Raw genomic sequence first — 12,277 nt, 5'->3', positions numbered from 1 at the left:
GGCATGGGGTCCAGGGGTCGGCTGGTCGCGCTGCTGCTGCTGGCTGCGCTGCCTCCGCTGGTGGAGGAGGCGGTGCTGCTCGCCGTCGGCCTGCGTGCCGCCCGCGGCCTGTCCTCGCAGGTCACCGCCATCTGGCCGTACGACTCGTACCACGACCTGCGTTGGCTGCTGGTCTACCACAACTCGTGGGCCAGCTTCCTGCTCGGGCTGCTGGGCGTGACCCTGGTCCGGGGGCTGCTCTCGGTGGCGCTGACGCTGCTGGCCTGGCCGGCGGGAGTGCCTCGGCCGAACCGGGGATGGCTGATCCGGCGCAACCTGGAGGTCGCCCTGCTGGCCGCGGTGGTGGTCTCGCCCTGGGCCGCGCTCTCGGTGGCCTTCTCCGTGGTGTCGCTGAGCTGGTACCTGTTCGCGTCGTTGGTGCCGTTGCTGCTGCTCGCCCCGTTCCTGGTCCGGGCCGGCGTCATGGGGGACTGGTGGCGTGGGCTGCCCACGATCGAGCTGGTCGGCTGGGCCTGGCTCAACTTCGTGGTGCTGACCCTGGCCGGCGCGCTGATGTCCTGGGCGCCGAACGCCTGGACGCTGCCCATGGCGGCCCTGGCCGGGGTGGTGAACGGCCTGCTCTGGCGGCGGACGGTGGCCGCGGCGGTGATGCCCGCCCGGGTCCGGTGGGCCCGGGTGCCAGCCGCGCCCGCCGCCATCGTGCTCGCCATGGCCAGCGCGGTGTGGGCCCCGCCGTTGGTCGCCGCCGCCGCCGGCGGCGAGCAGACGCAGTGGCGGCCGCCCATCCTGTCCGAGCCGCTGCCGGAAAAGGTGCCGCACGCGGTGATCGTGCTGGGCGGGCACCACTCCAGTTGGGACGGCAGTCCAGCCGCCGACCCCCGGGTGGAGCGTTTCTCCTACCGGGGCCTGGACGCGCAGGGACGGCCCCTGCCGTACGCGCCGGCCGCCACCCACCAGTCGCTGGACTCCAGCAGCGCGCTGCTCGCCGCTCAGGTCGACGCGCTGCACAAGCGCACCCGCCGGCCGATCGCGTTGCTGGGGGAGAGCGAGGGCGCCATGGTGGCCCGTACCTTCCTGGAGCGGCTGCCCTCCGGCCCGGTGACGGCCGTGGTGTTGTTCGACCCGCTGGTGCAGCCCGGCCGGAGCTACTACCCGCCCCCGGGTCACGAGAGCTGGGGCGTGGCGACGGGCTGGCAGTTGCGCGGGATGTTCTGGCTGGCGAACCTGGCCCAGGAGCACGATGACACCCCCGACTCGCCGTTCGTGCGCTCGCTGCTGGCCGACGCCCCCTTCTACCGAAACCGCACCCTCTGCCCGGTCGGCGGGGTGCGGATGATCGCCTTCCTGCCCACCGTCAGCGCCGCCGAGGCCCCGCCGGGGGAGTACAGCCGCATCCCGGTCTACCAGCAACCGGCGTTCCACGGCGGGCTGGTGGGCGGACAAACCGTCGGCGATCGCGTGACCGACTTCCTGGCCGGTGATCCGGTGCGCCGCCCCCGGCAGGAGTACGAGCTGCTGCAGAGGCTGGGTGCGGCCTGGCAGGCACCCTCGCTGGCGGCGTCGCTCAACCCGATCTGGGCGGCGACCCGGGAGGGGGACCCGGCGCGGACGGGGCAGATCTGTGAGTCCCGCTGAGCCCTCACCGGTGACGCAGCAGCAGCCGGACGGCCGCGCCGTCGAGCCCCACCACCAGCAGCGTCCGGATCGGGGCGTATGGGAACAGCAACACGCCGACGAGGATCCCCAGCGCGGCGGCGCCGACGGCGGCCGGTAGGGCGCCTCGACGCCCGGTGAGCACCAGCAGCCCGGCCAGGGTGACCGCCGCGCCGACTCCGACGTTCAGCCAGGCCCAGCCGGTGATGTCGACGTGGCGCACGCCCTCCTCGCCGATCGTGACGAAGGGGTCGCTGACAGTGTGTGCCCAGGCCGACAGCACGTCCACGCCGCCACCGGCGACGAGGAGGCCGCCGGCGAGCAGGGGCGGCCTGGCCGGCGCGGTGCCGGTGTCGTCGACCTGAGCGGAGCCCATTTCCCCAGCCTAGAGGCGATCGGGCCGGTGGTGGCCGACGTTGGGCAGCGCCGGCGGCGGAATCCACGCCTGGGCGCGACCGGCGTCGGCGCGGGTCGGCGGGTTGATGCCGGGACAGGCCGACTCGGCCCACGCGGCGCGCGCCCGTGCCGCCGGTCCACCCGGTCTATCCGGCCGCCGCGGAGGCGGGGGCTGGTGCTCCGGCACGGGCATAGCGCAGCATCAGCACCCCGTCGTCGGCGGCCAGCACGTGCCGCAGTCCCAGCGGCCGGGGCGCGCTGGGGTCGCCCGCGGTGATCCGTCCCGGGCCGGCCCCGGCGAGCAGCGGCGAGACGGTCAGGCAGAGCTCGTCAACCAGGTCCGCGGCGGTGAGCGCGCCGAACAGGTGCGGCCCGCCCTCGCAGAGCAGCTGCCCCAGCCCGCGGTGGCGCAGCTCGGCCAGGCCGGCGGCGAGGTCGACCGCGTCGCCGCCGAGGCGGACCAGGTCGACCACGTCGGTGAGCCCGGCCGGGGGCGCGGCGGCCTCGGTGGTCAGCACGACGGGCCGTACCGGGGCGTCGGCGAGCGCGGCCTGAGCCGGGTCGAGCGCCAGCGAGCGGGAGACCACCACCAGGGTCGGGTACTCGGTCAGGCCGTGCTCCCGCCGCCACGCCCGGCGTGGCTCGCTCAGGCGTACCGCGCGGTAGCCCTCGTGGCGCAGGGTGCCGGCGGCCACCAACAGGCCGTCGCAGAGCATTCGCAGCAGCCCGAAGACCCGCTTGTCCGGTTCGCCGGAGAGGCCGGCGGAGTAGCCGTGGAGGCTCACCGCGCCGTCCGGGCTGGTCACGAAGTTCACCCGCAGCCGGGGGTGGCCCGCCCGGCGATAGAGGTGGGTCAGCTCCGCCTCGTCCAGAGGACCGGACGAGGGCGCCGGCCAGATCCGGCGGATCGGCGTACCGGCGCTCATTCGCCCGCCGGGCCGGTCACCGGAGGGGTCGGCTCGGGCCTGCGGTGCTGGCAGTCGCACCACGTCCGGCCGGGACATTCGTCGTGTCGCCGATCCCGGCACGCTCGGCAGATCATGTCGGCAGCCTAGTGCGCGGCGGCCGGGCGCGGCCCGGAGATTGCCGGAGCGTCGCCGACGCGGACGGGCCGGGGCCCGGCCCGGACGGTGGGGCGAGGGGCTCGCCCGTGGTAGATGTACACGGTGGCCATGTCACCGCGCCGGATCCTCCAGGTGCGCATCACGGTGGCCGGGGTGCGCCCGGCGGTCTGGCGGCGGGTGCAGGTCCCCGGCGGCTTCACGCTGGACCGGGTGCACCGGGTGGTGCAGCACTCCGTCGGCTGGCGGGACTGCCGGCTGCACTCCTTCGAGATCGACGGGACGCAGTACGGGCAGCCGGATCCCGACGGCGAGCTGGGCCTGCGGGACGAGCTGGATGTCCGGCTGGACGCGGTGGTGGGTCGGGGTGCGCGGGTGCTGTACGTCTACGACTTCGAGGACTGGTGGGAGCACGATCTGCTGGTGGAGGACGTGTGTGTCGCCGACCCCGCCCGGCGGTACCCGGCCTGCCTGGACGGGGAGCGGGCCGGGCCGCCGGAGGGTGTCGGCGGGCCGTCGGGATACGCCGCGCTGCGGGCCGCGCTGGCCGATCCCGCCCATCCGGAGCACGCCGTGATGAGCGCCTGGGTCGGCTCCGGCTTCGATCCCGACGCCTTCGACCCGGGCCGGGTGAGCACGCTTCTGCGGCGCTTCTGCTGACCCTTCTTTAGGCGCGCTGTCGCGGCGAGCGGCATCGGCGGTAACGATCTGGGAACGCTCCCATCGGTCTATTGACACCCATGTCACGCCCCGGCAATCTCATGGGAGCGTTCCCATGGACGTGTCGTGGATCACTCCCGACGGTCCGGCCAACAATCCCCCGTGATTCGGCGGGTGCGCGAACAGCACTTCCCACCACACCGAAAACCCAGCCTCACATTGAAAGAGGGGTCAGGATGAGCGTCACCTCACGCCGCCGCTTCGCGGCGATCGCCCTTGCGTCGGTCGCCGTGCTCGCGACCGGCACGGCCTGCGGCAACGACTCGGAATCGGGCGACGGGCCGATCACGCTGGTCGTCGACGTCTTCGGCGACCAGGGCTTCGGGTACGAGGAGCTCTACAAGCAGTACGAGTCCGAGCACCCGAACATCAAGATCCAGGAGCGGGGCAAGGGCCTGGGCCTGGGTGACTACAACACCCGGTTGACGCAGCAGATCACGGCCGGCGCGGGCGCCGGTGACGTCGTCGCGCTCGAAGAGGGCACGATCGTCCAGTTCTACGCCCAGGCCGACAAGTTCGTGAACCTGGCCGACCACGGCGCCAACGACCTCAAGGGCAACTTCCTGTCCTGGAAGTGGGAGCAGGGCGTCACGCCCGACGGCAAGGTCCTCGGCCTCGGCACCGACATCGGCTCGATGGCCATCTGCTACCGCAGCGACCTGTTCAAGGCCGCCAAACTGCCCTTCGACCGGGAGCAGGTGGGCGCGCTCTGGCCGACCTGGGACGAGTTCATCGCCACCGGGCAGAAGTTCGCCGCCGCCGACAAGAAGAACAAGTTCGTCGACTCCGCGACGAACTTCTACAACGTGGTGCTCATGCAGACCGCCGGCAGCGGCAGCGGTTACACCTACTTCGACAAGAGCAACCAGCTCGTCGTCGGCAGCAACCCGGACGTGAGGTCGGCGTTCGACCTGACCACCAAGATGATCAGCGCCGGGCTGTCGAACAACCTCAAGAGCTTCTCCAACGAGTGGAACACCGGTTTCAAGAACGGCACCTTCGCCGCCATCGGCTGCCCGGCGTGGATGACCGGTGTGATCAAGGGCCAGGCCGGTGACGCGTTCGCCGGCAAGTGGGACGTGGCCAAGGCCCCCGGCACCGGAGGCAACTGGGGCGGCGCCTTCCTGGGCGTGCCGAAGTCCAGCAAGCACCCGAAGGAGGCCGCGGAGCTGGCCAAGTTCCTGACCAGCGCCAAGTCGCAGGCCGAGGCGTTCAAGAAGGTCGGCAACCTGCCGTCCTCGCCGCAGGCGCTCAGCGACCCGGCGGTGGCCGAGGCGACCAACGACTACTTCAGCAACGCGCCGGTCGGCAAGATCTTCGCCGCCGGGGCGAGCGACCTGAAGCCCGTCTACCTCGGCCCGAAGAACCAGGCGGTCCGCGACGCGGTCGAGAACGCGCTGCGCAGCGTCGAGCAGGGCAAGGCCGCCGACGCGGCGTGGCAGGACGCGGTGAAGAACGGCGAGGCCGCCGGCAAGTAACCGGAAGCGGCTGCGCTCACGGGTGGTGCCGGTCCCCGGCGCCACCCGTGAACCCGCGTCGGACGCCGTCCGCGGTGCCCTGACGGCGCCGCCGACCCTAAGGACCGCCCATGAGCTCCCTGGAAACCACCGCGCCGCCGAGCGTGGACCCGTCACGGTCGCGACGTGCCGCGCGGCGTACGCCCTCGGGTTTCCCCTGGCTGACCCGACTGGACCTCCGCGTCACGCCGTACCTGTTCGTCCTGCCGTTCTTCGTGCTCTTCGCGATCTTCGGCGTGTACCCGATCATCTACACGGTCTGGATCGCGCTGACCGACCGGTCGCCACTCAACGCCACGATCAGCTTCGTAGGCCTGGACAACTTCGTCGAGCTGCTGACCAACGACCCGCAGTTCTGGAACGCGGTGTGGAACACCTTCGGGATGTTCGTCATGTCCACCGTGCCGCAGCTGCTGATCGCCCTCATGCTGGCCAACGCGCTGAACCGCCGGATCCGCGGGCAGATGTTCTTCCGGCTGGCCATCGCGATGCCGATCATCACCTCCACCGCCGTGGTGGCGCTGATCTTCTCGATGCTCTACGCCCGGGAGTTCGGCCTGGCGAACTGGCTGCTCGACCTCGTCGGCATCGACCCCATCGACTGGCGGGCCAACCGCTACGCCTCGTGGTTCGCCATCTCCACCATGGTCGACTGGCGTTGGGTGGGCTACAACGCGCTGATCTACCTGGCGGCGATGCAGTCGATCAGCAGAGACATGTACGAGGCGGCGGCCCTCGACGGCGCCTCCCGCCATCGGCAGTTCTGGTCGATCACCATTCCGCAGTTGCGGCCGACCATCATCTTCACGCTGATCATCTCCACCATCGGTGGTCTGCAGCTCTTCACCGAGCCACTGATGTTCACCAGCGGCTCGGGTGCGCTCTCCGGCGGCTCGGAGGGGCAGTTCCAGACCATCACCATGTACCTGCTCGACGTGATGAACGCGCGGTTCCGTTGGGGGTACGCCGGCGCTGTAGCGCTGGTGCTCTTCCTGCTGATCGCCTCCGTCTCGTTCGTCAACTACCTGCTGGCCCGCCGGATCAGCTCGGACAAGTGAGGGTTGCGCCATGACCAGTACGATGCTGCGCCCACCCGTGGTCCGGCCCCCGGCGGCCGGTCGCCCCGGCCTCCGCCACCGGGCGGAGCGGCTCTGGACGGCCAGTCCGCTGACCTGGATCGGGCTCGTCCTCGGGGTGTTGCTCTCCCTGTTCCCGTTCTACTGGATGATCGTCATCGCCTCGCGCACCAACGACGCGGCGAACTCCTGGCCGCCGCCCTTCCTGCCCGGCGGCAAGCTGGGCGAGAACATCCAGCGGGTCCTCGACAACGGCGACGCGAACATCCTCACCGGCCTGGCGAACTCCTTCCTGGTCTCGGGGACGATCACCGTGGCCACGGTCTTCTTCGGCTCCCTCGCCGGGTTCGCGTTCGCCAAGCTGCGGTTCCGGGGCAAGAACGCGCTGCTGCTGATCATCCTCGCCTCGATGATGATCCCCATCCAACTCGGCGTGCTGCCGCTGTACATCCTGATGGCGAAGCTCGAGTGGTTGAACACCATGCCGTCGGTGACCGTGCCGTTCCTCATCGGCGGCTTCGGGATCTTCATGATGCGCCAGTACGCCGAGCAGGCGGTGCCGAACGAACTGATCGAGGCGGCCCGGGTGGACGGCTGCTCCACCTGGCGGATCTACTGGCACGTCGTGGTGCCGGCGCTGCGCCCCGCCGCCGCGGTGCTCGGGCTGCTCACCTTCATGGAGCAGTGGAACCAGTTCTTCTGGCCGTTCGTGGTGCTGGCCGACCCGACCAACCCGACCGTCCAGATCTCGCTGCGCAGCCTCAACACCGCCTACTTCGCGGACAACTCCCAGATCTTCGCGGGTACGCTGATCGCTACCCTTCCGCTGTTCGTCGTGTTCGTCCTGTTCGGCCGCCAGATCATCGGCGGGATCATGGAAGGTGCCGTCAAATCGTGAGCAACCCCAGCCACCCGCCCGCCGTCGGCGTACTCGACCAGGGGCCGGAACTGATCTTCCCGCCCGGCTTCCTCTGGGGCGCGGCGACCGCCGCCTACCAGATCGAGGGAGCGGCCACCGAGGGCGGTCGTACCCCGTCAATCTGGGACAGGTTCAGTCACACCGAGGGGCGGGTGGTCAACGGGCACACCGGCGACGTGGCCTGCGACCACTACCACCGGATGCCCGACGACGTCCGGTTGATGGCCGACCTGGGCCTCAGGTCGTACCGGTTCTCGGTGGCCTGGCCCCGGGTGCAGCCGGGTGGTACGGGACCGGCCAACGCCGAGGGCCTCGACTTCTACCAGCGGCTCGTGGACGAGCTGCTCACCCACGGCATCGAGCCGTGGCTGACCCTCTACCACTGGGATCTGCCCCAGCCGCTGGAGGACGCCGGCGGCTGGCCCGCCCGGGACACCGCCGGCCGGTTCGCCGACTACGCCCAGCTCGTCGCCGACGCACTCGGCGACCGGGTGACGTACTGGACCACCCTCAACGAGCCGTGGTGCTCGGCGTTCCTCGGCTACGGGTCCGGGGCGCACGCGCCCGGCCGCTCCGACGGGGCGGACGCCGTCCGCGCCGGGCACCACCTGATGCTCGGGCACGGTCTGGCCGTACAGGCGTTGCGCGCCTCCCGGCCGCAGGCGCAGCTCGGCGTCACGGTGAACCTCTACCCGGTCACCCCGGCCAGCGACGACCCGGCCGACGCCGACGCCGCCCGCCGGATCGACGGGTTGGCCAACCGGTTCTTCCTCGACCCGCTGCTGCGCGGGTCGTACCCGGCCGACCTGGTCGCCGACCTCAAGGAGGTCACCGACTTCGGGCACGTCCGGGACGGTGACCTCGCCACCATCGCCACCCCGCTGGACCTGGTCGGCGTCAACTACTACAGCCGGCATGTGGTCGCCGCCCCGGTCGAGGGGGCGGAGCGGGCGCCGTACTGGCGGGCGCCGTCGTGCTGGCCGGGCAGCGAGGACGTGCAATTCGTCACCCGTGGCGTTCCGGTGACCGACATGGACTGGGAGATCGACGCTCCGGGCCTGGTGGAAACGCTGCGCCGGGTCCACGAGGAGTACACCGACCTCCCACTGTACGTCACCGAGAACGGCTCCGCCTTCGTCGACGAGGTGGTCGACGGGAGGGTCGACGACGTCGACCGGCTCGCCTACTTCGACGCCCACCTGCGGGCCGCGCACGAGGCCATCGCGGCGGGAGTGCCCCTGCACGGGTACTTCGCCTGGTCGCTCATGGATAATTTCGAGTGGGCGTGGGGTTACACGAAGCGGTTCGGCATGGTCTGGATCGACTATGCCACCCAGATTCGTATCCCAAAGTCCAGTGCCAGGTGGTACGCCGAGGTGATCCGACGCAACGGTCTGGCCGGACAATAAGCGAAGGCCAGAGCTTTCCCGGGCGGCCCCGCCCCGTACCCCCTCCCCGGGGTGTGGCGGGCCGCCCGATGTCGGAGGAGCAAACAATGACAACGCAGCGCACCCGATCACTCGGGCGCCCGACACTCGACGCGGTCGCCGCACGCGCGGGTGTCGGCCGCGGCACGGTCTCCCGGGTGGTCAACGGCTCACCCCAGGTCAGCCCGGAAGCCCGGGCCGCCGTCCAGCAGGCCATCGCCGAACTGGGGTACGTGCCGAACCGCGCGGCCCGGGCTCTGGTCACCCAACGCACCGACTCGGTCGCCCTGGTGGTCTCCGAGTCGGGGGAGCGGGTCTTCACCGAGCCGTTCTTCGCCGGCATCGTCCGGGGCGTCAGCTCCGGGCTGCTGGAGACGCCGTTGCAGCTCTGGCTCGCCATGGTGCAGTCCCCGATCGAGCGGGAACGTGTCGAGCACCACCTGACCAACCAGCACGTCGACGGTGTCCTGCTGCTGTCCCTGCACGACGCCGACCCGTTGCCGACCCTGCTGGAGGAACGCGACCTGCCGACCGTGCTCGGCGGCCGGCCGGCCCGCATGCTGCAGCCGGGCGCGCGCCCGCCCTGGTTCGTCGACGTGGACAACGTCGGCGGCGCGCGGCAGGCGGTGGAGCACCTGGCCCGCCGGGGCCGGCAGCGGATAGCCACCATCGCCGGCCCGCAGGACATGGGCGCCGGGTTGGCCCGCCTCGCCGGCTACCGGGACGCCGTGCGGGCCACCGGGTCGGAGGTCGACCCGCGCATGGTGGTGTACGGGGACTTCAGCGAGGGCAGCGGGGCGGCCGGCATGCGCCGCCTGCTGGAGGTCTGCCCCGACCTGGACGCGGTCTTCGTCGCCTCCGACCTGATGGCGTTCGGCGCGTTGCGGACCCTGCGGGAGGCCGGCCGCCGGGTTCCCGACGACGTGGCGGTGATCGGGTTCGACGACGCGCCGGTCGCCCGGCAGGCCGATCCGCCGCTGACCACGGTCTTCCAGCCGGTGGAGGAGATGGGCCGGCAGATGGCGCGGCTGCTGGTGGCCCGGATCCGGGGCGAGCAGGTGCCCACCCCGCACCTCCTGCTGGACACCCAGCTCATCCACCGCGCCTCGGCCTGACACCGGCACCTCGCCGACCTGCCGTCGACGTCGGTCCCGGCGGCGCGACACCGTCACCGTGTGCGCCTCATCCACGGCCTCGGCGGCGGGCTGGTCAGGTGGGGAGTGACCAGCGGCGCAGTTCCCGCCTGGCCAGCGACGCCCGGTGCACCTCGTCGGGGCCGTCGGCCAGCCGCAGGGTGCGGGCCTGGGCCCAGAGCCCGGCCAGCGGGGTGTCCTGGCTGACGCCCGCGCCGCCGTACGCCTGGACGGCCTTGTCGATCACCCACTCGGCCATCGCCGGAGTGGCGATCTTGATGGCTTGGATCTCGGTGTGCGCGCCCTTGTTGCCGACGGTGTCCATCAGCCAGGCGGTCTTGAGCACCAGCAGCCGGGCCTGCTCGATCCGGACCCGCGATTCGGCGATCCACTCCCGCACCACGCCCTGCTCGGCCAGCGGCCGGCCGAAGGCGACCCGGTCCAGGGTCCGCCGGCAGAGCAGCTCGAGTGCCCGCTCGGCCATGCCGACCAGCCGCATGCAGTGGTGGATGCGCCCCGGACCGAGCCGGGCCTGGGCGATGGCGAACCCGCTGCCCTCCGCGCCGATCAGGTTCTCCGCCGGGACCCGTACGTCGGTGAAGTCGATCTCGGCGTGCCCACCGTGCGGCGCGTCGCGGTAGCCGAAGACGGTCATGCCGCGGCGGACCGTCACCCCCGGGGTGTCCCGGGGCACCAGCACCATGCTCTGCTGGCGGTGCCGGTCCGCGGTCGGGTTGGTCTTGCCCATCACGACAAAAATCTCGCAGCGCGGGTCCATCGCCCCGGACGACCACCACTTGCGTCCGGTCACCACGTACTCGTCGCCGTCGCGGGTGATCCGGGTGGCGATGTTGGTGGCGTCGGAGGAGGCGACCTCCGGCTCGGTCATGCAGAACGCCGAGCGGATCTCCCCCTCCAGCAGCGGGCGCAGCCAGCGTTCCCGCTGCGCCGTCGTGCCGAACTCGGCCAGCAGCTCCATGTTGCCGGTGTCCGGGGCGGCGCAGTTGACCGCCTCGGGCGCCAGGTACGGGCTGCGCCCGGTCAGTTCGGCCAGCGGCGCGTACTGGAGGTTGGTCAGCCCGGCGCCGTGGCGCGGGTCGGGGAGGAAGAGGTTCCACAGGCCGCGCCTGCGCGCCTCGGCCTTCAGCTCCGCCAGCACCGGCGGACGGGACCACGGGTCACCGGCGGCGGCAATTTGCGCGGCGTACACCGCCTCGGCCGGGTACACGCACTCGTCCAGGAAGGCGGACAACTGCTCGCGTAGCGCGACCGTACGAGCGTCGTACTCGAACTCCATCATGCCTCCCTGACCGCGTGCAGACCGTGCTCGACCAGCGGCGCGACCATCTCGCCAATCCGGTCGAAGCCCTCGCCGAGCGTCTGCCCGAGGGTGTGTCGGTAGTGGATGCCCTCGCAGATCACCGCGAGCTTGAAACAGCCGAGCGCCACGTGCCAACGCAACGGCCCGACGTCGACGTCGCCGCGCCCGGCGTACCGGTCGATCAGCTCCGCCCCGACGGGGAAGCCGGCGCGGGGGCCGACGCCGTCGGCGACCGGGTTGCCGGCGGCGAGGTCGCTGTCGCCGAGTACGTCCCAGTAGGTCAGCAGCAGGCCCAGGTCGGCGAGGGGGTCACCCAGGGTGGCCATCTCCCAGTCGAGCACCGCGCGAACCGACACCGGGTCGACGGTGGCGAGGAGGTTGTCCAGGCGGTAGTCGCCGTGCACGATCCGCCCGGCGTTCGCGCTCTCCGGGACGCTGCGGGCCAGCAGACCGCGCAGCTCGTCGATGCCGGGCATCGGACGGCTGCGGGACCGGTCGAGCTGCCCTGCCCAGCGGCGGACCTGACGGCCGAGGTAACCGTCGGGGCGGCCGAAGTCGGCCAGCCCGACCTCGGCCGGGTCGACGGCGTGCAGCGCGGCCAGGGTGTCCATCATCGCCATGGCCAGCTCGCGCCGCCGCGCCCCGTCGAGCGGGTCGGTCTGCGCGCGGCTGCGGAACACCTCGCCGGGCACCCGTTCCATCAGGTAGAAGGGCGCGCCGATCACCTCGGCGTCCGCGCACAGGTGCAGGGCCGCCGGCACCGGCACGGCGGTGGGCGCGAGCGCGGAGATCACCCGGAACTCGCGGGCCATGTCGTGCGCCGTGGCCAGCACGTGGCCCAGCGGTGGCCGGCGCAGCACCACCTCGTGGTCGCCGGAGCGCAGCAGGTAGGTCAGATTGGATTTGCCGCCGGCGACCAGCGAGGCGGTCAACGGCGCGGCGGCCAGCTCTGGCCGGTGGTCGGCCAGGTAGCCGGCCAGCCGGGCGAGGTCCAGGCCCCTCAGGGCACCGTCCCGCCCGGCACCGTCCCGCCCGGCACCGTCCCGCCCGGCAC

The 12,277-nt window shown here is 71.9% G+C and carries 11 protein-coding genes; 7 read left to right on the top strand and 4 right to left on the bottom strand.

The window, feature by feature from the left end:
* Window positions 1-3: 3 nt before the first annotated feature.
* Window positions 4-1,635 carry a hypothetical protein gene (locus tag E1193_RS23815; RefSeq protein ID WP_132185412.1) on the top strand — a complete coding sequence of 544 codons (1,632 nt, stop codon included), beginning with the start codon at window positions 4-6 and terminating at the stop codon, window positions 1,633-1,635.
* 4 nt (window positions 1,636-1,639) lie between these two features.
* Here E1193_RS23815 and E1193_RS23810 read toward each other — a convergent pair whose 3' ends face one another.
* The gene (locus E1193_RS23810) at window positions 1,640-2,029 is read right to left on the bottom strand and encodes a hypothetical protein (RefSeq protein ID WP_132185410.1); all 390 of its coding nucleotides are present in this window, start codon (window positions 2,027-2,029) and stop codon (window positions 1,640-1,642) included.
* Between the two features lie 166 nt (window positions 2,030-2,195).
* Window positions 2,196-2,975, bottom strand: coding sequence for a pyrimidine reductase family protein (locus tag E1193_RS23805; protein ID WP_132185409.1), 780 nt, complete (start codon window positions 2,973-2,975; stop codon window positions 2,196-2,198).
* Window positions 2,976-3,221: 246 nt separating this feature from the next.
* On the opposite strand from E1193_RS23805, the gene E1193_RS23800 reads away from it, so the two are divergent.
* From E1193_RS23800 to E1193_RS23775, 6 genes are all read left to right on the top strand, one after another.
* Window positions 3,222-3,770, top strand: a complete 549-nt coding sequence (locus E1193_RS23800; RefSeq protein WP_132185408.1) for a plasmid pRiA4b ORF-3 family protein — start codon at window positions 3,222-3,224, stop codon at window positions 3,768-3,770.
* A 236-nt stretch (window positions 3,771-4,006) separates the two neighbouring features.
* Window positions 4,007-5,308 carry an extracellular solute-binding protein gene (locus E1193_RS23795; RefSeq protein ID WP_132185407.1) on the top strand — a complete coding sequence of 434 codons (1,302 nt, stop codon included), beginning with the start codon at window positions 4,007-4,009 and terminating at the stop codon, window positions 5,306-5,308.
* Between the two features lie 110 nt (window positions 5,309-5,418).
* Window positions 5,419-6,405 (top strand): sugar ABC transporter permease, encoded by a 987-nt coding sequence (locus tag E1193_RS23790; protein WP_132185406.1) that lies wholly within the window; start codon window positions 5,419-5,421, stop codon window positions 6,403-6,405.
* Window positions 6,406-6,415: 10 nt separating this feature from the next.
* Complete coding sequence (locus E1193_RS23785; RefSeq protein WP_132185405.1) at window positions 6,416-7,321, top strand: carbohydrate ABC transporter permease; 906 nt, start codon at window positions 6,416-6,418, stop codon at window positions 7,319-7,321.
* On the top strand, window positions 7,318-8,751 hold the full coding sequence (locus E1193_RS23780) for a GH1 family beta-glucosidase (RefSeq protein WP_132185404.1): 1,434 nt from the start codon (window positions 7,318-7,320) through the stop codon (window positions 8,749-8,751). The genes E1193_RS23785 and E1193_RS23780 overlap by 4 nt, the downstream gene beginning before the upstream one ends.
* Window positions 8,752-8,837: 86 nt before the next feature.
* On the top strand, window positions 8,838-9,884 hold the full coding sequence (locus E1193_RS23775) for a LacI family DNA-binding transcriptional regulator (protein ID WP_132185403.1): 1,047 nt from the start codon (window positions 8,838-8,840) through the stop codon (window positions 9,882-9,884).
* A 94-nt stretch (window positions 9,885-9,978) separates the two neighbouring features.
* Here the strand turns inward: E1193_RS23775 and E1193_RS23770 are convergent, their stop codons facing one another.
* Both E1193_RS23770 and E1193_RS23765 read right to left on the bottom strand, forming a co-directional pair.
* Window positions 9,979-11,199 carry an acyl-CoA dehydrogenase family protein gene (locus E1193_RS23770; protein ID WP_132185402.1) on the bottom strand — a complete coding sequence of 407 codons (1,221 nt, stop codon included), beginning with the start codon at window positions 11,197-11,199 and terminating at the stop codon, window positions 9,979-9,981.
* A complete protein-coding gene (locus tag E1193_RS23765; RefSeq protein ID WP_132185411.1) occupies window positions 11,199-12,227 on the bottom strand; it encodes a phosphotransferase family protein in 1,029 nt (342 codons plus the stop codon). Before E1193_RS23765 ends, E1193_RS23770 begins: the two co-directional genes overlap by 1 nt.
* Window positions 12,228-12,277 lie beyond the last annotated feature (50 nt).

Origin of the sequence: Micromonospora sp. KC606, assembly GCF_004348675.1 — a bacterium.
Taxonomy (GTDB): domain Bacteria; phylum Actinomycetota; class Actinomycetes; order Mycobacteriales; family Micromonosporaceae; genus Micromonospora.
This window is presented reverse-complemented; position numbering and strand designations above follow the sequence as displayed.